Genomic DNA, 23,219 nt, shown 5'->3' on the forward strand with positions numbered 1-23,219 from the left:
TGGCCGTGGCCGTTCCCGGCCACACCACTGATCAACCTTCCAGGCCTGATCCAGACCCTGTTCCCACCCTGGAAGTAACACCCCCCGCAGCCCCCCGCCCCCCCCCCCCCCCCGCCGCGGCCGCTCCCGGCCCCGGGGGTGGGTCCCCCTCCCCACCCTTGGCGGCCCCCCCCCCCACCGCCGCTTGTCGCACGATCGGCGGAAACGATTCCAACGTGAGCTATGTACACGCTCTCTTGGGGTTGCTACATTCCCGGCAGATTTGACATCGATGTCAACCTCAGGGAGTGGTCGCGATGGTTTCGAGACGTGCGTTCCTGGCGGGTAGCGGTGCGGTCACCGCGGGGCTGGTCCAGCCTTTCGCATTGTCCGCAAATGCTGCAGATTCATCGACGTCCGGCAGCCCCGCTCGGCTGCTGCCGGTGTTCAACCGCCCACGACACCTGGATTACGGCGACGTCAGCAAGCTCAGTGGGGAAGACCAGACCCTGCTGACAACGTTGCAAGGCGTCGTCAACCGTTCCGAGCCCGAGTTGTACTTCATCTACGACACCGGGACCGAGAGTGTGCCGGACGCCAAGTGGTTGTCCGACATGCGCTTGCCGAAGAAGCTCTACAAGAATCCGCTGGACCTGATCGCGAAGTACCGGGGCCGGGTCCGGGGCGCGATCGTGTACGACGACGCCGTACCGGACTCGCTGAACGTCGCGACGACGCTCGCCGGGCTGGAGAACTCCGTGGTCGCGAACGCGGACCAGGCGAAGGCGTACGGCCTGAAGATCGTGAAGGACCTGCGCGGGATGTTCGACGACGACCGGGTGAAGACGTACCGGTGGCAGCTCGACAACCTGTTCCCGCGGGTCACCAAGCAGCTGCTCGCCGGCCTCCCGCCGACCCGGGTGGTCGACGTCGAGGGCGTGCAGTGGCTGGAGATCGCCCGCGAGACGCAGCAGATCCGCGACTCGTCGAACCGCGGTACCTACAACCTCGACGTCTCGGCCAAGCTCGGGAAGGAGGCCGTGTACGTCAGGTTCGCGGACTCGTTCACCGACGACGGGTGGGGCGCGTCGGTGCGGCACGTCGTGATCACGGCGAACGGTACCGAGCTCGCCCGGTTCGAGCCGAACACACCGGAGGAGGCGCCGTACCTGTTCGACGGCTCGCACTCGTCGATCGGTGGTGAGGCCAACAGATTCGCCGACGGCGGGAACTACTGGATCTACAAGATCGCACCGCCGGCCGGTACGACGTCCCTCGTCGTCACGGTGGAGATGTGGAACCAGTACCTGGTCAGCGCCACCGACACGTCGCCGACCCGCGTCGAGCCGTTCCCGTACTTCCGCGACTACGTGGTGGCCACCAAGGCCCTGGTGAGCTGGCTGCCACCGGGCGGTGCGACGGGCGACCTGCTGATCGAGCACTACGCGAAGTGGCCGACGCTGGCGCCGTACATGGGCTGGTTCGCGAACGACGTCTCCGGTGAATGGGACGGCGTCGACCTGGCGTCGAAGGGCGGCTCGCCCGTGGTCGCGGCCGACTTCTACATGAACGGCACCGTGCACGCCGGGCTCGCGTCGCCGATCTCCGACAAGCCGCGGGCGACCCGTCGGATCGACAAGCCGCAGAACAAGGTCTACCTGACGCTGACGTTCGGCGAGGGCGACAACATCCAGTACTGCCAGCGCCGGTTGCGCGAGATCTGGGACGACCCGAAGCGCGGCCAGGTGCCGACCAACTGGACGATCGACCCGCTGCTCGTGGAGGCCGGGCCGAACATCTACAGCTACTTCCAGCGGACTTCGACCGCCAACGACCTGCTGGTCTGCGGCCCGTCCGGCGCGGGCTACACCTATCCGGCGTCGTGGACGCCCGACGAGCTCACGCAGTACCTGAAACTGACGGGCTCGTTCATGCGCCGTACCGGACTGGAGGAGGTGTACGCGTACAGCGGCCGGGCGAACAACACGTGGGTGCTGCTGTCCGAGGAAATCGCCAAGGGGTACGCCGACTACACGCCGACCAAGGGGATCATGCAGACCTGGGACGGCGACACGTTGACCGCCCGGCAGGGCGGCATCCCGATCACCGGCGGCTGGGGTGCACCCGGCAAGGCGGCCGAGTTCAAGGCCGCGCTGGACCAGCGGATCGCGAGCTGGGACGGTTCCAAGCCGCTGTTCATCTCCGGCCTGATCGGCGCCTGGTCGTGGTCCCCGTCCGACATGGTGGACCTCGGCGCGCTGCTCGGCGACCCGTACGAACTGGTCCTCGCGAACACGTTCTACGACCTGCTCAACCGGGTGCTCTAGGCAACTAGCTGTAGGTCTTACCAATGGTGGGCGACGTCCACCACGAGACGGGTGTTCGAGCCCGGTCCCGCGAGCGTGAACACGCGGAACGGGAGCCGGGCCCGGACACCCACCCCGAGCGTCGTCTGCCCCTCGAAGCTCCCGGCGAACGCCACCTGCCGGAGAGCGCTGTACCCGTTGACGTTCGGCAGCTTCGGCGGAGCGTACGACGGTGCGCGGACGACGACCTGCAACCGCGCACCACCCCGCAGCGGTACGACGAACCCGGAGCCCTCCTGGCGGACCGTGCCGACGTAGCGGACGTCGTACCCGGCGGCCCTTCCGTGCAGGTCGACGACGATCCGGTCGAAGCATGCGTGCCGACCGGCGCGGACGTCCGCGATCGGGGACTGCACCATCCGGCTGCTGGTCTCGGGCAAGGACCCCCAGCCGATGGGACAAGTGGTGGTGGACGATCCGGCAGCAGCTGCCGCCGGCACCGCGAGCAGGGCGAGTGCGGTGAGGATCGCCTTGGGGACAACGTGCTGAATCTTCATGATGGTCCCCCTTATCAGGACAAACTGTTAGACGCAGCGAACAGGTCCTTGGTTGACTGCGTAGATGACGCCTGACGAGCTGCTCGAGGTCTTCCACCGCCGGATCCGGCTCCCCGACGCGGATGCGATCCCGGGCTGGAAGCAGGAGCACGTCGGGGGCGTGCACCGCTCGTACGTCGAAGGACCGGACGGCGCCGGGTTCGTCGAGGCGCCGCGGGGGCTCGGGGACGACCCGGACGCCGTGATCGCCGGCGAGGTGGCGTTCTTCCGGGAGCGTGGGCTGGCGTTCGAGTGGAAGACGTACGCGTACGACGAGCCGGCCGACGTGGGGGAGCGGCTCGAGCGGCACGGGTTCGTGCGGGACGATCCGGAGACGCTGATCCTCGGCGAGGTGGACCAGGTGCTCGCGCGGCCGTCGGCGCTGCCGTCGAAGGTGCGGATGCGGGAGGCGGACGGGCCGGACGACTACGCGCGGATCGCCGTACTCACGGACTCGTTGTGGCACAACGGCACCGAGCGGATCGTGGACCACCTGGCCGGGGAGGCGCGGATGTTCCCGGACCGATTGTCGGTGTTCTTGGTGGAGGACGTGCTCACCGGCGGTCCGGTGGTGTCGGCCGCGTGGGTCCGGTTCCATCCGGGTACGGGGTTCGCCAGCCTCTGGGGTGGCGGGACGTTGCCGGAGTGGCGGCGGCAGGGTCTGTACTCCGCTCTCCTCGTGCACCGCGCCCGCCTGGCGAAGGACCGCGGGTACGAGTTCCTGCGTGTTGACGCGTCCGCGGACTCCCGCCCGATCCTGCAGAAACTCGGGCTGCACGCGGTCACCGTTACAACGCCGTACCACTGGCGACCCTGACGCGCGGAACGACCGGTCAACGCTGTACGTTGCCTGCATCATGGCCCTGAAAATCGCTTCCCGCTTCCGCCGGCTGCTGCAGCGCCCCGGCTCGATCGATCTCGGCCCGTACGAACGGCTCACCCAGCTGGTCGGCGAGGCGGAGGAATCGGTCCTCTCCCTGACCGACGAAGAGCTCACCGAGGCCGCCGCCGAACTGCGCACCACCGGTGGACTGCACGAGGACGAGCAGATCGAGTTCCTGGCGCTGGCCCGGGACGCGGGCCAGCGGGCGATCGGCGAGCGCGCCTTCGACGGCCAGGTGGTCGGCGCGCTGGCGATGCTGCAGGGCCGGATCGTCGAGATGGCGACCGGTGAGGGCAAGACGCTGGCCGGCGCGATCGCCGCCGCCGGGTATGCGCTCGGCGGCCGCAAGGTGCACGTGCTGGCGGTCAACGACTACCTGGCCAAGCGGGACGCCGAGTGGATGGGCCCGGTGTACGAGCTGCTCGGGGTGACCGTGTCGCACGTCGGGCAGGCGTCGACGCCGGAGGAGCGGCGGGCGGCGTACCAGGCCGAGGTCTGCTACGTCCCGGTGAACGAGATCGGGTTCGACGTACTGCGGGACCGGCTGGTGACCGACGTTGCCGACCGGGTCACCGCGGAGGCGGACGTGGCGCTGGTCGACGAGGCGGACTCGGTGCTGATCGACGAGGCGCGGGTGCCGATGGTGCTGGCGGGCGCGACCCGGAACGAGGCGCTGGACGACGACGTGGTGCAGTTGGTGCGGACGTTGCGCGCGGGGGTCGACTACGAGATCGACGGCGACGGGCGGACGGTCGCGCTGACCGACAAGGGCACCGACAAGGTCGAAGAAGCCCTCGGCGAAGCGGCGGCGGTGAACGAAGAAGCCTCGGACGAAGACGTCGACGACGAGGCCAAGGACGACGAGGCCAAGGACGACGAGGCCAAGGACGACGACGAGGCCGAGGTCGCGGTTGAGCCTGAGCGGCCGCGGTTCAACCTGTACGACGACGAGAACCTGGACCGGCTGACCCAGGTCAACGTCGCGCTGCACGCCGAGGTGCTGCTGCGCCGGGACGTCGACTACCTGGTCCGCGACGGCAAGGTCAGCCTGATCAACAACAGCCGCGGCCGGGTCGCGAAGCTGCAGCGCTGGCCCGACGGCCTGCAGGCCGCGGTCGAGGCGAAGGAGGCCGTCCCGGTCAGCGACTCCGGCGAGGTGCTCGACAGCATCACCGTCCAGTCCCTGATCAGGCGCTACAAGTCGCTGTGCGGCATGACCGGCACGGCGGTCGTGGTCGGCGAGTCGCTGCAGGAGTTCTACGAGGTCGACGTGGCCGTCGTACCGCCGAACACCCCGAACGTCCGCAAGGACGACCAGGACCGGCTGTACCTGACCGTCGAGCAGAAGAACGAGGCGCTGGTCGAGCACATCGCCGAGGTGCACGAGACCGGCCGGCCGATCCTGATCGGCACCCACAGCGTGGAGGAGTCGGAGCAGCTCAGCGACCGGCTCGAGGCCGCCGGGATCCCGCACGTGGTGCTGAACGCGAAGAACGACGCCGAGGAGGCGGGCATCATCGCGGAGGCCGGCGTACCGGGGACCGTGACAGTGTCGACGCAGATGGCCGGCCGCGGTACCGACATCCGGCTCGGAGGCAAGGACGAGACGCACGACAAGGAGAAGGCGCTCGAGCTCGGCGGGCTGTACGTCATCGGCACCGGCCTGCACGCGTCCCGGCGGCTCGACGACCAGCTGCGCGGCCGCGCCGGCCGGCAGGGCGACCCGGGGGGCACGCTGTTCTTCGCGTCGCTCGCCGACGAGCTCGTCACCCGGTACTCCGTGTCGTCGGGCCTGCGCCCGCACCCGGACGAGACCGGCCGGCTCACCGACCGCAAGTCGACCGGCATGCTCGAGCACGCCCAGCGGGTCGCGGACGGCGCGAACGCCGAGCTGCACCGGACCACCTGGCAGTACAACCGGCTGACCGGCCAGCAGCGCGCGATCCTGCTGGAGACCCGCGAGCAGGTGCTGACCGAGGACCTGGCCGCGACCGAGCTCTCCGAGCGGGCCAAGGAGCGGTACGACGAACTCGTCGACGAGGTCGGTGAGGACGTGGTGAAGGCCGCCGCGCGGCGGATCGCGCTGGGGCACCTGGACCGGCGCTGGACCGACCACCTGGCGTACCTGGCGGACCTGCGCGAGGGCATCCACCTGCGCTCGCTGGCCGGCGGCATCGTGCACCTGAAGCCGATCGACGAGTTCAACAAGTCCGCGATCGCGTCGTTCGACACGCTGATCTCCGACGCCTGGGACGACGCGGTCGAGACGTTCACGACGGCCGAGATCACCGCCGACGGCCTGGACGAGGACGCCAGCGGGATTCCGCGGCCGACCGCGACCTGGACGTACCTGGTGAACGACAACCCGTTCGGCACCGAGGCGGACCGGATCCTCGGCCGGCTCCGGAACGCGATCAAGCCGGAGTCCGCCGCCGAGCCGGAGGAGATCCTCGCCGAGGAGTTCGACGAGGACGACCTTCCCGACGAGCTCCGGGACGACGAGGAGCCGGATGATGAGCCCAGGAACGGAAAAGCCGACTGACCTGGTCGGCGCTTCCGGTTCTGACGTCAGACTTTGGTCTAGGGGCGGACAGCCGTCGGCTCGATGCGGCCGGGCGCGGACCTGGGCGAACCTCTTCCCATGCCCAGACATCGCGGCCCGTGGCTCCTCGTCATCGACATCGCCATCCCGCTTGCTCTGTACTACGGCCTCAAGGCACTTGGGGCGAGCGACCTGACGGCACTGCTCGTCGGCGTCGTCCCGGGACTGATCAGTTCAGCGGTGTCCCTGGTGCGAACTCGGCGTACCGACCTGCTCGGGATGGCCGTCGTGGTGAGCATGGTGGCCAGCACGGTCGTCGCCGTGGTGGGCGGCGACGCCCGGCTGCTGCTGGTCCGCAACGCCTGGATCAGCCTCCCGTTCGCAGGCATCACGCTCTGGTCGCTGCGGCACCCGCAGCCGATGACGTACGTCGTCACCCGCGCGATGTTCGCGCCCCGGGCCGCGCTGATGGACGAGCTGTGGGAGACCGACGCCCGGTTCCGGCACGCGTGGAAGTGGATCACCGTGTGGTGGGGGATCGCGACGATCATCGACGGCCTCGTCCGGATCGTGGTGTCGTACACCCTGCCGATCTCCGTCGTCCCCGCCACCGACCCGGTGATCACCGTCGCCACGATCGTCGCCCTCCAGATCCCCACCCTCGTCCTCCTCCGCCGCAGCGGCTCCTGGCACCGCGTCTTCGCCCCCCGCCGCTCTACAGTCAGGTGATGACCGACTACGTTGCGCAGGACCGGATGCGCCGGCTGATCGACAGCGGCGCGGCGAAGCCGATGATGGACGGCATGGAGGTCGGCCCGGCCTTCTACGACGAACGCTGGTGGTACGTCCCGGACGACGCGGCGGACGACGCCGACTTCGAGTCAGCGGATGCCGCGCTGTCCGAGCGGTTCGCCGGGCTCCGGCGGCGGGCGGAGGCGATCGAACGGGTCCAGGCGGAGCTGGACGGCCGGGCATGAGCGGCTTCGTGGCGAAGTGGACCGGCGCGGGGACGCGGGAGCCGACCCGCGACGAGGTCGACGCGGCTCGCCAGGTGGTGGACCTGTTCGCCACCGAGGCGCTGCTGGCCATGGACCGGTACGAGCGGTCGCTCCCCGCGGACATGCCGGACAAGGCCCGGCGTACGGCGGACCGGTTCGCGCATTGGTGGCACGCGCTCGAGTTGGACGACGTACGGCTGGACCGGTCGGGGACCGACGCGGAACAGCTCCTGGCGAAGGTGTCCGACCTGGCGATCGCCCCGGACAACGGCCGGGGAGTCAACCTCGGGGACGTGTCCGGCCTGGCGCGGCGCGAGGCCGCGAACAATGGCCGGCGGATCCCGGCCAAGGGCATCGCGGACTTCCGGAAGGAGTTCGAGCAGACGTACGGCGGACGCGCGAACGAGCCGTCGCACGACGACACCTGGCTGGCCGAATCGCTGACCCGGTTCGCCCGGGCGAGCCTGCTCCGCGACGTGGTCGAGTCGGGTGCCAAGGTCCGGGTCAGCGAACCGCTCCGCGAGGCCGCCGACGTCCTGGTCCGGCAGGGACAGCAGCTGATCGACGACCGGGCGAACCTGGACCGCAACAAGGAGCGGGCGAGCGACAAGAGTGCGCTTCGCCGGGCGGAGAGTCGGCTGACAACTCCCTATCTGCTCTTGTGCGCGGGGATCCAGGCCGCCACGATGCCGCTCCCGCCGGCGGTGGGCATCGCGTCCCAGCTCACGCTGGGCGGGATGTACCTCAACAATATCCGGCAGCTCCGCCGCGAGCACCGTGAAGCCGCCGCCGTCCCCGACCCGGCCGCCCAGGACCAGGTCGTGTTCGACCGTGACGACCTGGTCGGCACCCTGAACACCCCACCCCCGGCCACCCGCCGCGACCTCCGCGCCCTCCGCGACACCACCAACCGCCGCACCGGTCCGTCCCGCTAGCCGCCGTACCGGCCGGTGGCTCCGGAGGTTGTCGGTGGCGCTGGATAGGCTGCTGGGGTGAGTGATGGGTTGTTCGATCTTCCTGGTGCGCCGGCGCCTGCCCGTGGGGGCGGGAGTCTCGCGGACACGGACCACACGGCGGCTCCGCTGGCCGTGCGGATGCGGCCGCGGAGTCTCGACGAGCTGGTCGGGCAGCAGCATCTGCTGGCGCCGGGATCGCCGCTGCGGCGGCTGGTGGAGGGCGACCAGCCGATGTCGCTGCTGCTGTGGGGTCCGCCGGGGACCGGGAAGACCACGATCGCGGCCGTCGTCTCGCACCAGACCAACCGGAAGTTCGTCGAGCTGTCGGCGGTGACGGCCGGGGTGAAGGACGTCCGGCAGGTGATCGACGGCGCGCGGCGCGATCTCGCCCGGCCGGGCGGCGCGGTCGAGACCGTGCTGTTCATCGACGAGGTGCACCGGTTCACCAAGGCGCAGCAGGACGCGCTGCTGCCCGGCGTGGAGAACCGCTGGGTCACACTCGTCGCCGCGACCACCGAGAACCCGTTCTTCTCGGTCATCTCACCGCTGCTGTCCCGCAGCCTGCTGCTGACCCTCGAGTCCCTCACCGACGACGACATCTCGGTGCTGCTCGACCGCGCACTGGTCGACGAGCGCGGCCTGAACGACGAGTTCGAGCTCGCCGCCGACGCCCGCGACCACCTGCTCCGAATGGCCGGCGGAGACGCCCGCCGAGCCCTCACCTACCTCGAGGCCGCCGCCGGCGGAGCCCGCGCCAAACACGAACAAACCCTCAAACTCCAGGCCGCGACCCATCCCTCCCCAACCCCCGCCGCCGAGGCGGACGAGCACGCCGAGCCCGACGAGGTGGACGGCGGGCGCGACGACGCGGTTGGGGCTCGGGCGCTGATTGATCTCGTGACGTTGGAGACGGCTGTTGACCGGGCGGCGGTGCGGTATGACCGGGCGGGGGATCAGCACTACGACGTGGCGTCGGCGTTGATCAAGTCGATCCGTGGGTCGGACGTGGACGCCGCGATGCACTACCTGGCGCGGATGATCGAGGCGGGGGAGGACCCGCGGTTCATCGCCCGGCGGCTGGTGATCTCCGCGAGCGAGGACATCGGGATGGGCGACCCGACCGCGCTCGGGGTCGCGGTCGCGGCGGCCGAGGCGGTGCAGCTGATCGGGATGCCGGAGGGGCGGATCAACCTCGCGCAGGCGGTCGTCGCGCTCGCGCTGGCGCCGAAGTCCAACGCGGTGATCGTGGCCGTGGACGCGGCGATCGCGGACGTGAAGGCCGGCAAGGTCGGCCCGGTCCCGCCGCACCTGCGGGACGCGCACTACTCCGGCGCGAAGAAGCTCGGCCACGGCTCGTCGTACCAGTACTCGCACGACGACCCGCGCGGCGTACTCCCGCAGCAGTACGCCCCGGACGTGATCGACGGCACCGACTACTACAACCCCACCCGCCGCGGCGGCGAGGCGTCGTACGCCGATCGGGTGACCGCGATCCGGAAGATCCTCCGGGACCGAAAATGAGCCGTCCGGCGGATCACGTGGCCGCGTTCAACCGGGCCGTGACGAGCGGCGACTGGGAGACGTTCGCGCAACGGTTCGCCCCGGACGCCACGATGACGTTCGTCGGCGTACCGGTCGGACCGTTCGAAGGCCGGACGGCGATCGCGGCGGCGTACCGGGAGAATCCGCCGGACGACACCATGGAGCTGGTCGAGGACGGTGCCGAGCTGGCGCGTTTCCGCTGGTCAGGCGGCGGTTCCGGGACGATGGTGCTGCGCTGGGCGCCGGACGGAGCCGTTCAGGCACTCACGGTGAGCTTCGATTGAGGCGTTCACCTCGGTAGGCTGCTGGACGGCCTGGGGTGAAAGGTTCGGTTGTGAGGCAGTCCAGTCCGCGGCATGTCCGTCGGCGTCCGCCGGTGCTGAAGTTGAGCGCCGGCGCAGCAGGTGCCGTACTGCTCGCCGGTTTCCTGTGCTTCGGCCCGCTCGGCCCGCACGACTCGGCCCAGGCGCCGACCGCGCGGTCGACCCCGGGCGTCGAACGCACCGCCGGTACGTCGAGATCCACCGACCGGCCGTCCCTCCCGGTGGGCAGGCCGCTGCACCCGCTCAGCACCCCGTCGCCGACGCGCACCGGCCTCGCGCCCCCGTGGTCCACCTCGGCGCCCGGCCCCGCCCGCCCGGCCCCCGAGCCGTCGACCACCGACCCGAGGCCGGCGACCACCTCGACCCCGAAGCCGGGCACACCAGCCACACCCACCGCACAACCCACGACCGGCCCGACAGGCGCCCCGACGAAGACCCCGACAAAGGCGCCGACGACAGCCCGGCCGACCACCCCGCCGCCGAGCACCACGCCGACCCGACCGACCACACCGACCACACCGCCGACCACACCGACCACACCGACGCCGCCGCCGACGCCGCCGCCGACGACGCCGTCGACCACTCCGCCCGCCACCCCCGGCTCCACCCCTTCCACCACTCCGGGTACGACCCCCTCCAGCGCCGGAACGCGCGGTATTCAAGGGATCACCGAGTGGTTGGTCCGGTTTGGTGAGCGACTGTGATGTGCGGGATGGTGTCCTGGAGCGGAGTGCGCTAGGGCCGCGCGATAAGGTCGGGCGGTCCATAAGGTGGCATTAGGTCGCACGAGGTCGCTACGGAAGGTGGATCGTTTCCATGAGCGTCGGTGAAGTCGCGGGGCTGATAGCCGCCTGCGCGCTGCTCATCCTGGTGGGCCTGCTGGCCTATCCGATCCTGAAGCTCGGCAAGGTGTTCGACGAGACCCGGATCATGGTGAAGGGCGTCTCCGACTCCAGCGTCCCGCTGCTCGGCGAGGTGACCACCACGGTGGCCACCACCAACGCCCAGCTGGCGAAGGTGGACACGATCACCGACAACGCGACCACCGTGACCACCAACGCGGCCGCGTTGATGTCGCTGTTCTCGGCCACCGCCGGCGGCCCGCTGGTGAAGGCGGCCGCGTTCACGTACGGCGTCCGCAAGGCGCTCGGCGACCAGCAGCGCAAGGACGTGTCGAAGCGCGTCAAGGACGAGATGAAGGCCGAGCGGAAGGCGCGGAAGCGGTGAAGCGGATCTTCTGGCTGATCATCGGGATCGCCGTCGGCGTGTACGCCGTCACCAGACTGAAGAAGAAGGCGCAGATCCTCGCGCCCGAGAGTGTCCAGGAGTCCGCGGCCAAGCTGGCGGCCGCGGTCCGGCACTTCGGCGACCAGGTCCGCGAGGGCATGGCCGAGCGCGAGACCGAGCTGCGGGACGCGCTCGGCATCGAGAACACCAACGATCGTGAGGACTACCGGTAACACCCATGGAAACCAGTGAGATCAGGCGGCGGTTCCTGCAGTACTTCGAGGACCGGGGCCACACGGTGGTGCCGAGTGCGCCGCTGCCGTCGCCGGACCCGAACCTGCTCTTCAACGTCGCCGGCATGGCCCAGTTCGTGCCGTACTTCGTCGGCCAGCAGACCCCGCCGTACCCGCGCGCGACCAGTGTGCAGAAATGTGTCCGTACGCTCGACATCGACGAGGTCGGCAGGACCACCCGGCACGGCACGTTCTTCCAGATGAACGGCAACTTCTCCTTCGGCGACTACTTCAAGGAGAAGGCCATCGAGTACGCCTGGGAGCTGGTGACCAAGCCGCAGAACGAGGGCGGGTACGGCTTCGACGTGTCGGTCCTGTACGCCTCGGTGTACTACGAGGACGACGAGGCGATCGACATCTGGAAGCGGGTCGCCGGGCTGCCCGACGACCGGATCGTCCGGCTCGGGATGAAGGACAACTTCTGGTCGATGGGCATCCCGGGCCCGTGCGGCCCGTGTTCGGAGATCCTGATCGACCGCGGCCCGGAGTTCGGCGCCGACCGGGACTGGGAGGCGGGCGACCGTTACCTGGAGTTCTGGAACCTGGTCTTCATGCAGAACATCCGCGGCGAGGGTGGCGGCAAGGACGGCTACCCGATCCTCGGCGAGCTGCCGAAGAAGAACATCGACACCGGCCTCGGCCTGGAGCGGGTCGCGTACCTGCTGCAGGGCGTCGACAACATGTACGAGATCGACGAGATCTATCCGGTGATCGAGCGGGCCTCGGAGCTGACCGGCCGCAAGTACGGTTCGGAGCACGACGACGACGTGCGGTTCCGGGTGGTCGCGGACCACGTCCGGAGCGCGCTGATGCTGATCGGCGACGGCGTCACCCCGGGCAACGAGCAGGGCGGATACGTACTGCGCCGCCTGCTCCGCCGGGCGATCCGTTCGATGCGGCTGCTCGGCTACGAGGACCCGAGCCTGGTCGAGCTGCTCCCGGTGAGCCTCGAGCAGATGAAGAAGTCCTACCCGGAGCTGGTCACCGACTTCGGCCGGATCAGCCAGGTCGCGTACGCCGAGGAGGAGGCGTTCCGCCGTACCCTCACGGCCGGTACGACGATCTTCGACGTCGCGGTCCGCGACACCAAGGCGTCCGGCGCGCACCAGCTCGAGGGCGCGAAGGCGTTCCAGCTGCACGACACGTACGGCTTCCCGATCGACCTGACCGTCGAGATGGCCGCCGAGCAGGGCCTGAACGTCGACACCGAAGGCTTCAAGAGCCTGATGAAGGAGCAGCGCGAGCGGGCCAAGGCCGACGCGCGCGCCAAGAAGGCCGGCCACGCGGACACCTCGGGCTACCGGGAGCTCCGTGAGAAGGGCGTCACCGAGTTCACCGGGTACCAGGAGCTGGCGACGGACTCGCAGGTCCGCGGCCTGCTCCGCGACGGTGCGGTGGCGTCGTTCGCCGAGCAGGGCGAGACCGTCGAGGTCGTGCTGGAGAAGACCCCGTTCTACGCCGAGTCCGGCGGGCAGATCGCGGACGAGGGGCTGATCGTCGGCGACGGCCTGAAGCTCAACGTGCTGGACGTCCAGCGGCCGGTGAAGGGCCTGATCGTGCACCGCGTCGAGGTCCTCGAGGGCGTGCTGCGCCCCGGGACCGACGTCCACGCCGAGGTCGACCACGACTGGCGGATCTCCGCCTGCCAGGCGCACTCCGGTACGCACGTCGTGCACGCGGCGCTCCGCCAGGTGCTCGGCCCGAACGCTCTGCAGAGCGGTTCGTACAACAAGCCCGGCTATCTGCGGCTCGACTTCGCGTGGTCGTCGGCGCTCGACCCGGCCACCCGGTCGGAGATCGAGGAGGTCGCGAACCTCGCGGTCCGCAAGGACCTGCCGGTGTCCGCGCAGTACATGACGTTGCCGGAGGCCCGGGACTGGGGCGCGCTGGCGCTGTTCGGCGAGACGTACGACGAGCAGGTCCGGGTGGTCGAGATCGGCGGCCCGTGGTCCCGCGAGCTCTGCGGTGGTACGCACGTGAAGCACTCGTCGCAGGTCGGCGCGCTGACCGTCACCGGTGAGTCTTCGGTCGGTGCCGGCGTACGGCGGATCGAGGCGTTCGTCGGCATGGAGGCGCTGCGCTACCTGGGCAAGGAGCGGGCGCTGGTCCGGCTGCTCAGCGAGAACCTGAAGACCCGTCCGGAGGAGCTGCCGGCCAAGGTCGCGGACCTGTCGGAGCGGCTGCGGGCGGCCGAGAAGGAGCTCGAGCGGGTGCGCGCCGCGCAGGTGCTGCAGGCCGCGGCCGAGCTGGCGGGCAGCCCGAAGGACGTCTTCGGCGTCCAGTACGTCGGCCACCGCGCGCCGGACGGCGTGAACGGCGGGGACCTGCGCAAGCTGGCCCTCGACGTCCGCGGCCGGATGGCGAACGACAAGCCGGCCGTGGTCGCGATGCTGAGCGTGAACGACGGCAAGCCCGGTGTGGTGGTCGCGCTGAACGACACCGCCCGCGAGTGGCGGCTGAAGGCCGGCGACCTGGTCCGGGTCGCGGCCGAGAAGCTCGGCGGCCGGGGCGGCGGCAAGGACGACGTCGCCCAGGGTGGCGGCACCGACGCGGCCGGTGCGGACGACGCGCTGAGCGCCGTCGAGCACGCCATCGGGCACCAGGTCACGGGCTAGTTCCATGGAGTACCGCTGATGAGACGCGGAGTGCGGATCGCGCTGGACATCGGGGACGCCCGGATCGGCGTCGCCAGCAGCGATCCGCACGGCATCCTGGCCACGCCTGTGGAGACCGTACGGCGTGGACCGGGCGATCTGGGTAGGATCGCGGAACTCGCCGCCGAACTGGAGGCGTTCGAGATCGTGGTCGGGCTGCCGCGTTCCCTGTCCGGGGGCGAGGGGCCGGCCGCGGTGAAGATCCGGGAGACGGCGGAGCAGGTGCGGGACAAGGTGCGCGAGACGAACACGGGGACGACGGTGCGGCTGGTGGACGAGCGGTTCACCACGGTCACCGCCGAACGGATGTTGCGGGAACGGGGAAAGAAGGGCAGTAAGCGACGGGCCGTGGTCGACCAGGCCGCGGCGGTCGTTATTCTCCAGCACGCGCTCGACTTCGAGCGCGAGACCGGCAACCCACCCGGGAGGCCCCTGTGAACGGACCATCGGTGGACCAAGACGTGGAAGGCGAGGACCAGCAGGCCGACGATCTCGGCAGCGGCCTCGGGCTGCGGGCCGAGACCCGCGTCGAGCGGCGGGCGAGCCGCCGCCGGTCCCGCGGCCGCCGGGCGTTCGGCTGTTTCGCCGGCCTGGTGTCGCTGATCGTCGTCGGTGCGCTGGTCGCCGGTGCCGTGGTCGGCTTCGGCAAGGGCAAGGACGCGCTGGCGGGCATCTTCTCCGCGCCGGACTACCAGGGCCAGGGGGCCGGCACGGTGGTCGTCGAGATCACCGCCGGCCAGAGTGTCTCGTCGATCGCGGACACGCTGGAGAAGAAGGAGGTCGTGAAGAGCGCCCGTGCCTTCGAGCGGGTCGCCCGCGACGATCCCCGCTCGCTGCAGCTGCAAGCCGCGACGTACACGCTGCACAAGCACATGTCCGCGAAGGCCGCGCTCGACCTGATGCTGAACACGCAGCTGTCGGTGCTGGTGACCCGGATCAGCGTCCCGGCCGGGAAGACCATGGCCGAGGTCGCCATGATCCTGCAGGGCTCGAAGATGAAGCTGCCCGCGGGGGCGGCCGCGACCGCGCTGGGCAAGCCGGCCATGCTCGGTCTGCCGGCGTACGCGCACAGCCCGGAGGGCTTCCTGTTCCCGGGGACGTACGACGTGCCGAAGAACGCGACGGCGTACACGATGCTCAAGCTGATGACGGCCAACTATGCGAAGGCGGCCGCCTCGCTGAACCTGGAGAAGACCGCGGCCCGCAAGGGCCTGGACCCGTACCAGGCGGTGATCGTGGCGAGCATCATCGGCGCCGAGACCAACCGCCAGCAGGACTACCCGAAGGTCGCGCGGGTCATCTACAACCGGATCCGGGCCGGGATGAAGTTGCAGATGGACTCGACGATCCACTACGTGGTCGGCAGGAACGGCGGCGTCTTCACCACTCCGGAGCAGCGGAAGAACCCGTCGAAGTACAACACCTACTTGTACAAGGGCTTGCCGCCGACGCCGATCAACTCGCCGACCCGCGACGAGCTGAGTGCGGCGATCAACCCGGCCCAGGGCTCCTGGCTGTACTTCACGCTGGTCAACCTGGACACCGGCGAGACCGCGTTCGCCAGCACCGCCGCCGAGCACCAGGCGAACGTCAAGAAGCTGCAGACGTGGTGCCAGGCCCACAAGAACCGGTGCTGACGTGACCCGTTGCGCCGTGCTCGGTTCGCCGATCGCGCATTCGCTGTCGCCGGCCATGCACCGGGCCGCGTACGCCGCACTCGGGATGGACTGGACGTACGACGCGTTCGAGGTCGCGGAGGACGAGCTGGCGGGGTTCGTGGCGTCGATCGGTGCGGACGTGCGCGGGTTGTCGCTGACGATGCCGCTGAAGCGGGTCGCGATCGACCTCGCGGACACGGTCGACCCGGTCGCGCGGCTGATCGGTGCGGCGAACACGATGCTGTTCGAGCCGGACGGATCCCGGTCCGTCCACAACACCGACGTACCAGGGCTGGTGAACGCGTTCGCGGAGCAGGGCATCACCGCTGCCGACACCGCGGTGGTCCTGGGCGGCGGTGCGACTGCCGCGTCGACGCTGGCGGCGTTGCGCGGGATGCAGGTCAGCGAGGTCACCGTCGTGGTGCGGGACGTCGCGAAGGCCGAGCGGCTGCGGGACCTGGCGGCGGAGTTGGGACTCCGTACGTCGGTCGCGGACTTCTCGCAGGTGGAGCAGATCGGCGGCTTCGACCTGTGCGTGTCGACGCTGCCGGGCGGTGCGGTGGACCCGTGGGCGGAGCACTTCGCCGCGGTGGCGCCGGTGGTGTTCGACGTCGCGTACCACCCGTGGCCGACCCGGCTCGCGATCGCGGCGCACCGGATCGGTACAGAGCTGTTGAACGGACTTGATCTCCTCGTGCATCAGGCGACCCTCCAGGTGGAGATGATGACGGGTAGGTCACCGGCTCCGCTGGCGGCCATGAGGACTGCTGCCCGTGAGGAGCTGGGGGATCGTGAGCCTGCTTGACCGTCGTTCGGTCCTGATCGCCGGAGCCGCCGTCACCCTGGCCGGCTGCGGCAACGCCACGAAGGACGCCGGCGGTACGACGCCCTCGCAGACACCCAGCTCCACGGCCACCTCGGCCCCGCCCAGCACCACGCCGCCGACGACTGCCACCACTCCGCCGCCCAGCACGGTCGTCCCGACCACGACGCCGAGCAGCACCCCGAGCACGTCGGCCCCGACGCTCACCGCGGCGCCGAACTGGAACTCCTTCGCGCGCTCCCTCAAGGGCCGCCTGTACCTGCAGGCCTCGTCCGGGTACGCCGCCTCCCACCAGCTGTTCAACCCGCGCTGGGACAGCGTCCGCCCGACCGCCGTCGTAAAGGCGGCCGCGCCGTCCGACGTGCAGAAGGCGATCCTCTTCGCCCGCGCCAACAAGCTCGCCCTGGTGCCGAAGAGCGGCGGCCACTCGTACGTCGGCGCGTCCACGATCGCGAACGGCATGCAGGTCGACGTCGGCGGCCTGAAGAGCATGAGCTACTCGAACGGCGTGCTCACCGTCGGCGCCGGTGCCCGGCTGTACGACGTCCACGCGTTCCTCGACCGGTACGGGCGTTCGCTGCCGACCGGGACCTGCCCGACCGTCGGCGTCGCCGGGCTGACCCTCGGCGGCGGGATGGGGATCCACACCCGCACGTACGGGCTGACCTGCGACCGGGTCGTGTCGATGGGCGTGATCACCGCCGACGGGAAGGCCCACACGGTCAGCGCGTCGTCCGAGCCCGACCTGTTCTGGGCGTTGCGGGGGAGCGGCGGCGGCAACCTCGGCGTCGTCACGTCGTTTCAGTTCAGCACGATCCCGGCGACCAAGCTCGGATTCTTCCGGCTGACCTGGCCGGAGTCGCAGGCGGCGGCGGTGGTCCGCGGCTGGCAGAGGTTCGCGCAGACCGCGCCGACCACGTCCTGGGGCAACCTGCACATCGATGCCAAGAGCAACGGAACGCTGTCGGTCCACGTGCTCGGCGTCTCCACCACCGGCAACGCGAACGCGGCGGCCGCGCAGCTCGAGTCGTTCGTCGGCGCGAAGGCGTCCGCGCGGACCATCTCGGTGAAGTCGCACCTGGAGGCGGTGAAGTACCTCGGCGGCGGTACGACGAGTCCGCGGCAGGGCTTCCTCGCCGGGTCCGACGTACTCAAAGGCCCGATGGACGCGGCCGCGATCAGCGCGCTGCTCGGTGCGGTGAAGGCGGCGGCGCGGGCCGGGACGCCGGCGTCGGCGATCCTCGACCCGCTCGGCGGGCAGGCGGCCAAGCAGCCGGCCGGCGGTTCGTCGTGGGCGTGGCGGAGTGCGCTGTGCACGGTGCAGTGGTACTCGTCGTCGCAGAACAGTGCCGCTCGCACCTTCATCGCGAACGGTCACCGCGCGGTGCGGGCCTATTCCGCGGGCGGGTACGTCAACTACCTCGAGACAGGTCGCGCGGTCAGCACGTACTACGGCGCGAGCTGGGCGCGGCTGCGGTCGGCGAAGGCGAAGTACGATCCGGCGAACTTCTTCCACGGCCCGTTCGCCATCTAGTCTTCCGCCCGTGAAGCTTTGGCGGGTGGTGGCAGGTGTACTGGCGGTCGGGTTCGTCGCGGCCGGGGTGACGCCCGCGTGGGCGTGTGCATGCGGCGGGTACCTTCCGGACGCGCAGTCGCAGGCCCGGGCGTACGGCGAGACCGCGCTGGTCCAGCACACCGGCAGCACCGAGGAGATCACGCTGTCGATGGCGGTCCGCGGCGCGTCGAAGAAGGCGGCGTGGATCATGCCGGTGCCGTCCGCGGCGAAGGTTGAGCTGGGCGACAGCGACCTGTTCTGGCGGCTCGACCGGATGATCCAGCCGAAGCGCGTCGTGAAGAAGACCTACTGGCCGTTCCGCGACCTCGGCATCATGGGCCACTCCGGGAACGGCGTCGGTGCCGCCGCGCCCGCGTCCGGCGTGAACGTCCAGCAGCAGATGGTCCTCGGCCCGTTCGCCGTCACCCGGTTGACCGGCACCAGCGGTACGGCGGTCACGGACTGGCTCGGCACGAACGGGTACGTCGTACCGGCGACGCTGGCCGCGAACCTGACGCCGTACCTGACCGAGAAGTGGGAGATCGTCGCGGTCAAGCTCGCGCCGAAGAAGGACGGCGAGAGCATGTACGGCGCGACGCCGCCGCTCCGGCTGACGTTCGCGTCGGAGCGGATCGTGTACCCGATGCGGCTGAGCAAGGGCGCGACCACCGCCCAGACCGTGACCGTGTACGTCGCGACCGACCACCGCGTCGACGCGACCAAGACGCCGTACGACGGGGTGAAACCGCAGCTGCTGTTCGCGGGCCGGGTCGACGACGCGGCGCTGCCGAAGCCGGCGGACTATCTGACCGCGTACACGGCGTCGTACGGCGACCCGAGCCGGATCACCGACGACTTCACGTTCGCGCCCGCCGCGAACGACGACCCGTACCAGCGCGTCACGTACGTGACCGAGAACGACGGGCTGCTCAGCACGGTTCTGGTGCTCCTCGTCGGCGTCCTGCTGCTGGGCGGCGGCGCGGCGGTTCTCGCGCGGGTGCTGGTGAAACGCTCAGCGGCCAAAGGCTAGGCTGCACGATCGTGCCGGCTGAGAACGCGTTGCTCGCTGCCGGGATCGGTGCAGTCGTCTGCGGTCCGGCGGCGTACGTGCTCGGTCCCTGGCTGATGCGGCGCATCCCGGAGCCGGTGCTGGACGAGGGCGAGACCAAGACGCCGTACGTGTCGCTGGCGGGCCGGCGGGCGGCGTACTGGTGTGGCGGCCTGGCTGCGGTCGCGGGCGCGATCCTGGGCTGGGTGCTCGGCCTGGACGCGGTATTACCCGCCTGGTTGGTGCTGGCTGTTGCCGGTGCGGTGCTCGGGTACATCGATGCGCGGACGCGGTACCTGCCGTCGGTCATCATCTGGCCGACGTACCTGGTAGTCGGTTTGGGGCTACTGGGCGCGGCACTGGGCACGGGGGAGTGGGGCTCGCTGTGGCGGGCGCTGATCGCGGCAGCTATCGGGTTCGGGGTGTTCTACGTGCTGTGGTTCGCGTTCCCGCGCGGCGTCGGGTTCGGCGACGTACGGCTGTCCGGGCTGCTGGGGCTGGCGCTCGGATGGCTGGGCTGGGGCCAGTTCGTGTCCGGGCTGTACGGCGGGTTCTTCCTCGGTGCGGTGGTCGGGATCGCGCTGATCGTGGGGCGGGTGATGACCCGCAAGCAGATGGTCCCGTTCGGGCCGTTCATGCTCGTCGGCGCGCTCGGCGGCGTCCTGCTCGGCGTGCCGTTGGAGCGGCTGTACGCCGGATAGCTGAGTCCCGCACTCCACCAGATGGTTGATGTGCGGGCACGCCCGCTTTTCCTAGGGTCGAGGCATTCGATCTCGGGAGGGAAACTTCATGCCAGTCAGTCGTCGTGGCCTGTTGGCCGGAACGGCAGTCGCAGGTGCAGCACTCGCCATCCCCGGTACGGCGTCCGCCGCGCCCGTCGCCGCGAGCATCGGGCGCCGGATCGGCCCGGACGACGCGCGATACCAGGACCTCGTCACCCGCGGGCAGAACCGGCGCTTCGTCGGCAGACCCGACTACGTCCGGGTGATCCAGTCGCCGCCGGACGCCGTCGCGGCCGTGCAGGACGCGGTCCGCGCCGGTCAGCGGATAGCGGTCCGCGGGGGCGGGCACTGCTTCGAGGACTTCGTGGACAGCAGCGACGTCGAGGTCGTGCTGGACATGGCGGCGAACACCAAGATCAGCTGGGACCCGCAGTACCGGGCCTTCTCGATCGGGTCCGGGGCGATCCTCGAGAACGTGTACAAGGAACTGTTCTTCGGGTGGGGCGTGACCGTGCCGGGCGGCGGCTGCCTGGGCGTCGGCGTCGGCGGGCACTTCGCCGGCGGCGGGTACGGGCCGCTGTCGCGGAAGTACGGCTCGGTCGTCGACCATCTGTACGGCGTGGAGGTCGTGGTCGTCGACGCCCGCGGCCGGGCGCGCTCGGTGGTGGCGACCCGCGACAACGAGTACCGCGACCTGTGGTGGGCGCACACCGGTGGCGGCGGCGGGAACTTCGGCGTCGTGGTGCGGTACCTGATGCGGTCGGCCGGCGCGACCGGCCGGACCCCGGAGGAGTCGTTGCCCAAGGCACCGGCCGGGTTGCTCTCCAGCGTGCTGGTGTACGACTGGTCGAAGACCACCCAGGCCGACTTCCACCGCCTGGTCCGGAACTGGTTCGGCTTCTTCGAGCAGCACAACACGCCGGACTCGCCGTACGCCACGCTGTACGCGCCGTTCATCCTCACGCACTACCGGGCGTCGCAGTTCCTGCTCTCCACCCAGCTCGACTCCAGCGTGCCGAACGCCGCGAAGCTGCTCGCGGACTTCAACGCCGCGATCGGGGCCGGCGTGGCGGTGCAGCCGCAGGAGATCCCCGCAGCCGGGCCGTTCCTGCACCTCACGATGGATCGGTCGATCGGCGAGACCGCATCGCCGACCCGGAGCAAGTACAAGGCCGGGTACCTGAAGAAGGGCTACACCGACGCGCAGATCGACGCGATGTACCGCGGGCTCACCGACACGTCGTACAACGGCCCGGCCTCGTCGATCCTGCTTGTCCCGTACGGCGGCAAGGTGAACACCGTGCCGTCGAACGCCACGGCCTCCGCGCAGCGGGACGTGGTCGCGAAGATGGTGCTCGCCGCGGCGTGGGAGGAGCCGAAGCAGGACGAGACGCACATCGGCTGGGCCCGCAAGGTGTACGCCGACATCTACCGCGACACGGGCGGTGCCCCGGTGCCGAACGCGACCAACGCCGGGTCGTACATCAACTACCCGGACGCCGACCTGGCGGATCCGGCGTACAACAAGTCCGGCGTACCGTGGCACGACCTGTACTACCTCGGCAACTACCCGCGGCTGCAGCAGCTCAAGGCGAAGTGGGACCCGCGGAACGTGTTCCAGCACAAGCTGTCGATTCAGCCCCCTGGATAACGGGTGGTCCAGGCCGTGAACGGCCCGTAGTCGCCGTGCAGGCGTTGCTGCTGGGTGAACTCCAGCGCGAAGTCGTCGGCGAGTTGGAGGATCGCCGGTCGGCCCTCGACGGTGAAGACGAGCTCTGCGGGGAGGGCCGTCTCACCGTGCAGGGCGCCGAGGATGTTCCCGCAGATCGCCCCGGTGGAGTCGCTGTCGCCGGAGTGCGTGACGGCCAGGGCGAGTGCGTCCAGGAACTGGTCCGGCTCCGGGTACGCGAGGGCGGCGTACACGGCGATCGCGAGCGCCTCCTCGGCGATCCACCCGCCGCCGAGACGCTCGACGGTGACCGGCCCGGCCGGTGCGGTCGCGGCCAGGTGCCGGGCGAGCTTCAGCGCCGTACTGGTCTCCTCGTGGCCCTCGTGCTCCACCAGCAGGCCGGTCGCGTTGGTGATCGCGTCGTCGAGCGTGGCGCCGTCGCAGAGCTCGCGGACGATCGCGGCCAGCGTTCCCGAGGCGAGCTTGCCGGTCGGGTGACCGTGCGTGTACCCGGCAGCCTCCGCGGCCTTGTCGAACACCCACTCCTTCGGGAACACCGCCGGCAGCAGCCCGAACGGCGCGACCCGCATCACGCCGCCGCACCCCTTCGAGTCGTTGACGGCCTGGCCGCCGTACTGCGGGATCCGCGGACCGCCCTTGCGCGCCTCGGTCAGCGCGGTCAGGCAGGTATTGCCGGGCGCCCGGCGCGCGTACAGCCACTGCTCGCCCTGTAGCCAGCCGTTCCGCTCACCGCTCGGCCCGGGCAGCGTCTGGGTGTCGAGCCAGCGGTCGTACGCGCCATGGACGACGCCAACGGTGAAGCCGAGCCCGCGGTCGGTCCGCACGCCCGCGCGGATCAGCCCCTCGACCGTGAACAGCGTCATCTGTGTGTCGTCGGTGATCGTCCCCGGCGGCCAGCCCGGACCGCCGTCCACGTAGCTCCGCACCCCGTCCGGGTACTTCGCCACGATCGTCCGCCCGTCCTGGAACTCCACCGGCCCGCCGAGCGCGTCCCCGATCGCCCCACCCAGCAAGCACCCACGCACCCGCGCCCGCCACGCCTCTTCTCCCTGCCGCGTCATGCCAGGACCCTATCGATGGTGGTGCCAGCGCTACCCCCAAGACGGGATCTGAGGCCAGTTCGTGCGGAGCCTGTTCCTTCTAGTGTCGTTGTTACAAGCAACCGATGGTTCAGAAGGAGCAGACAATGACCCCCGCAATCCGTCGTACCGCCGGGCGCCTGGCCGTGGCGGCGCTCGCCACGACAGCTCTCACCGGCGCTGCGATCGCCGGTGGTCAGGCAGCCAGCGCCAGCACCTCGTGCAAGGCGTCACCGATCGTCAAGACCTTCAACGCCGTTCTCGCGGTGCGGACCGGCTCGACCGAGGACAGCAACGCCTGTCGCTGAGACCGCTGTCCGGCAGTCGGGTACGGCGTGAAAGAAT

At 70.2% G+C, this 23,219-nt stretch carries 22 protein-coding genes; 19 read left to right on the forward strand and 3 right to left on the reverse strand.

The window, feature by feature from the left end; all coding sequences use genetic code 11:
- The first annotated feature begins 296 nt into the window (after positions 1–296).
- Positions 297–2,306 carry a GxGYxYP domain-containing protein gene (locus tag ACFV9C_RS31200; protein ID WP_380199128.1) on the forward strand — a complete coding sequence of 670 codons (2,010 nt, stop codon included), beginning with the start codon at positions 297–299 and terminating at the stop codon, positions 2,304–2,306.
- Positions 2,307–2,323: 17 nt separating this feature from the next.
- Here the strand turns inward: ACFV9C_RS31200 and ACFV9C_RS31205 are convergent, their stop codons facing one another.
- Positions 2,324–2,842: a hypothetical protein gene (locus ACFV9C_RS31205; RefSeq protein WP_380199129.1), complete on the reverse strand. Its 519-nt coding sequence runs from the start codon at positions 2,840–2,842 to the stop codon at positions 2,324–2,326.
- A 64-nt stretch (positions 2,843–2,906) separates the two neighbouring features.
- On the opposite strand from ACFV9C_RS31205, the gene ACFV9C_RS31210 reads away from it, so the two are divergent.
- The 7 genes from ACFV9C_RS31210 (at position 2,907) to ACFV9C_RS31240 (ending at position 10,086) form a co-directional block, all read left to right on the forward strand.
- Positions 2,907–3,698: a GNAT family N-acetyltransferase gene (locus ACFV9C_RS31210; protein ID WP_380199130.1), complete on the forward strand. Its 792-nt coding sequence runs from the start codon at positions 2,907–2,909 to the stop codon at positions 3,696–3,698.
- A gap of 40 nt (positions 3,699–3,738) precedes the next feature.
- Positions 3,739–6,306 (forward strand): accessory Sec system translocase SecA2, encoded by a 2,568-nt coding sequence (locus ACFV9C_RS31215; protein WP_380199131.1) that lies wholly within the window; start codon positions 3,739–3,741, stop codon positions 6,304–6,306.
- A 99-nt stretch (positions 6,307–6,405) separates the two neighbouring features.
- Positions 6,406–7,035: a VC0807 family protein gene (locus ACFV9C_RS31220; RefSeq protein ID WP_380199132.1), complete on the forward strand. Its 630-nt coding sequence runs from the start codon at positions 6,406–6,408 to the stop codon at positions 7,033–7,035.
- Positions 7,035–7,283 carry a hypothetical protein gene (locus ACFV9C_RS31225; protein ID WP_380199133.1) on the forward strand — a complete coding sequence of 83 codons (249 nt, stop codon included), beginning with the start codon at positions 7,035–7,037 and terminating at the stop codon, positions 7,281–7,283. The genes ACFV9C_RS31220 and ACFV9C_RS31225 overlap by 1 nt, the downstream gene beginning before the upstream one ends.
- A complete protein-coding gene (locus ACFV9C_RS31230; protein WP_380199134.1) occupies positions 7,280–8,239 on the forward strand; it encodes a hypothetical protein in 960 nt (319 codons plus the stop codon). Before ACFV9C_RS31225 ends, ACFV9C_RS31230 begins: the two co-directional genes overlap by 4 nt.
- Before the next feature lie 57 nt (positions 8,240–8,296).
- Positions 8,297–9,781, forward strand: a complete 1,485-nt coding sequence (locus tag ACFV9C_RS31235) for a replication-associated recombination protein A (protein ID WP_380199135.1) — start codon at positions 8,297–8,299, stop codon at positions 9,779–9,781.
- A complete protein-coding gene (locus ACFV9C_RS31240) occupies positions 9,778–10,086 on the forward strand; it encodes a nuclear transport factor 2 family protein (RefSeq protein ID WP_380199136.1) in 309 nt (102 codons plus the stop codon). The genes ACFV9C_RS31235 and ACFV9C_RS31240 overlap by 4 nt, the downstream gene beginning before the upstream one ends.
- On the opposite strand, the gene ACFV9C_RS31245 is transcribed toward ACFV9C_RS31240, so the two are convergent.
- On the reverse strand, positions 10,067–10,732 hold the full coding sequence (locus ACFV9C_RS31245) for a hypothetical protein (protein ID WP_380199137.1): 666 nt from the start codon (positions 10,730–10,732) through the stop codon (positions 10,067–10,069). The genes ACFV9C_RS31240 and ACFV9C_RS31245 overlap by 20 nt on opposite strands.
- A 209-nt stretch (positions 10,733–10,941) precedes the next feature.
- Here ACFV9C_RS31245 and ACFV9C_RS31250 point away from each other — a divergent pair, with 209 nt between their 5' ends.
- The 10 genes from ACFV9C_RS31250 (at position 10,942) to ACFV9C_RS31295 (ending at position 21,756) form a co-directional block, all read left to right on the forward strand.
- The gene (locus tag ACFV9C_RS31250) at positions 10,942–11,352 is read left to right on the forward strand and encodes a DUF948 domain-containing protein (protein ID WP_380199138.1); all 411 of its coding nucleotides are present in this window, start codon (positions 10,942–10,944) and stop codon (positions 11,350–11,352) included.
- Positions 11,349–11,585, forward strand: coding sequence for a DUF6167 family protein (locus ACFV9C_RS31255; RefSeq protein ID WP_209695005.1), 237 nt, complete (start codon positions 11,349–11,351; stop codon positions 11,583–11,585). Before ACFV9C_RS31250 ends, ACFV9C_RS31255 begins: the two co-directional genes overlap by 4 nt.
- Positions 11,586–11,590: 5 nt before the next feature.
- Positions 11,591–14,260: an alanine--tRNA ligase gene (gene alaS, locus ACFV9C_RS31260; RefSeq protein ID WP_380199139.1), complete on the forward strand. Its 2,670-nt coding sequence runs from the start codon at positions 11,591–11,593 to the stop codon at positions 14,258–14,260.
- Between the two features lie 18 nt (positions 14,261–14,278).
- On the forward strand, positions 14,279–14,737 hold the full coding sequence (gene ruvX / locus ACFV9C_RS31265) for a Holliday junction resolvase RuvX (protein ID WP_380199140.1): 459 nt from the start codon (positions 14,279–14,281) through the stop codon (positions 14,735–14,737).
- 11 nt (positions 14,738–14,748) lie between these two features.
- Positions 14,749–15,936, forward strand: a complete 1,188-nt coding sequence (gene mltG, locus ACFV9C_RS31270; RefSeq protein WP_380199141.1) for an endolytic transglycosylase MltG — start codon at positions 14,749–14,751, stop codon at positions 15,934–15,936.
- Between the two features lies 1 nt (position 15,937).
- Positions 15,938–16,762: a shikimate dehydrogenase gene (locus ACFV9C_RS31275; RefSeq protein WP_380199142.1), complete on the forward strand. Its 825-nt coding sequence runs from the start codon at positions 15,938–15,940 to the stop codon at positions 16,760–16,762.
- Entirely contained in the window at positions 16,749–18,314 is a 1,566-nt protein-coding gene (locus ACFV9C_RS31280; RefSeq protein WP_380199143.1) for an FAD-binding oxidoreductase, read from the forward strand. Before ACFV9C_RS31275 ends, ACFV9C_RS31280 begins: the two co-directional genes overlap by 14 nt.
- 10 nt (positions 18,315–18,324) lie before the next feature.
- On the forward strand, positions 18,325–19,365 hold the full coding sequence (locus tag ACFV9C_RS31285) for a DUF2330 domain-containing protein (protein WP_380199144.1): 1,041 nt from the start codon (positions 18,325–18,327) through the stop codon (positions 19,363–19,365).
- An 11-nt stretch (positions 19,366–19,376) separates the two neighbouring features.
- Positions 19,377–20,084: a prepilin peptidase gene (locus ACFV9C_RS31290; protein ID WP_380199145.1), complete on the forward strand. Its 708-nt coding sequence runs from the start codon at positions 19,377–19,379 to the stop codon at positions 20,082–20,084.
- 88 nt (positions 20,085–20,172) lie between these two features.
- Entirely contained in the window at positions 20,173–21,756 is a 1,584-nt protein-coding gene (locus ACFV9C_RS31295) for an FAD-binding protein (protein WP_380199146.1), read from the forward strand.
- Here ACFV9C_RS31295 and ACFV9C_RS31300 read toward each other — a convergent pair.
- Positions 21,741–22,856, reverse strand: coding sequence for an ADP-ribosylglycohydrolase family protein (locus ACFV9C_RS31300; RefSeq protein WP_380199147.1), 1,116 nt, complete (start codon positions 22,854–22,856; stop codon positions 21,741–21,743). The genes ACFV9C_RS31295 and ACFV9C_RS31300 overlap by 16 nt on opposite strands.
- A 125-nt stretch (positions 22,857–22,981) precedes the next feature.
- On the opposite strand from ACFV9C_RS31300, the gene ACFV9C_RS31305 reads away from it, so the two are divergent.
- Positions 22,982–23,182, forward strand: coding sequence for a hypothetical protein (locus ACFV9C_RS31305; RefSeq protein ID WP_380199148.1), 201 nt, complete (start codon positions 22,982–22,984; stop codon positions 23,180–23,182).
- Positions 23,183–23,219 lie beyond the last annotated feature (37 nt).

Source organism: Kribbella sp. NPDC059898 (assembly GCF_042730855.1).
GTDB lineage: Bacteria > Actinomycetota > Actinomycetes > Propionibacteriales > Kribbellaceae > Kribbella.

Coding starts and splice junctions, on each gene's coding strand:
- ACFV9C_RS31240 (WP_380199136.1), top strand. CDS start 9,778: ATGAGCCGTCCGGCGGATCACGTGGCCGCGTTCAACCGGGCCGTGACG.
- ruvX (WP_380199140.1), top strand. CDS start 14,279: ATGAGACGCGGAGTGCGGATCGCGCTGGACATCGGGGACGCCCGGATC.
- ACFV9C_RS31225 (WP_380199133.1), top strand. CDS start 7,035: ATGACCGACTACGTTGCGCAGGACCGGATGCGCCGGCTGATCGACAGC.
- ACFV9C_RS31305 (WP_380199148.1), top strand. CDS start 22,982: ATGACCCCCGCAATCCGTCGTACCGCCGGGCGCCTGGCCGTGGCGGCG.
- ACFV9C_RS31215 (WP_380199131.1), top strand. CDS start 3,739: ATGGCCCTGAAAATCGCTTCCCGCTTCCGCCGGCTGCTGCAGCGCCCC.
- ACFV9C_RS31210 (WP_380199130.1), top strand. CDS start 2,907: ATGACGCCTGACGAGCTGCTCGAGGTCTTCCACCGCCGGATCCGGCTC.
- ACFV9C_RS31230 (WP_380199134.1), top strand. CDS start 7,280: ATGAGCGGCTTCGTGGCGAAGTGGACCGGCGCGGGGACGCGGGAGCCG.
- ACFV9C_RS31205 (WP_380199129.1), bottom strand. CDS start 2,842: ATGAAGATTCAGCACGTTGTCCCCAAGGCGATCCTCACCGCACTCGCC.
- ACFV9C_RS31220 (WP_380199132.1), top strand. CDS start 6,406: ATGCCCAGACATCGCGGCCCGTGGCTCCTCGTCATCGACATCGCCATC.
- ACFV9C_RS31250 (WP_380199138.1), top strand. CDS start 10,942: ATGAGCGTCGGTGAAGTCGCGGGGCTGATAGCCGCCTGCGCGCTGCTC.
- ACFV9C_RS31300 (WP_380199147.1), bottom strand. CDS start 22,856: ATGACGCGGCAGGGAGAAGAGGCGTGGCGGGCGCGGGTGCGTGGGTGC.
- ACFV9C_RS31200 (WP_380199128.1), top strand. CDS start 297: ATGGTTTCGAGACGTGCGTTCCTGGCGGGTAGCGGTGCGGTCACCGCG.
- alaS (WP_380199139.1), top strand. CDS start 11,591: ATGGAAACCAGTGAGATCAGGCGGCGGTTCCTGCAGTACTTCGAGGAC.
- ACFV9C_RS31295 (WP_380199146.1), top strand. CDS start 20,173: ATGCCAGTCAGTCGTCGTGGCCTGTTGGCCGGAACGGCAGTCGCAGGT.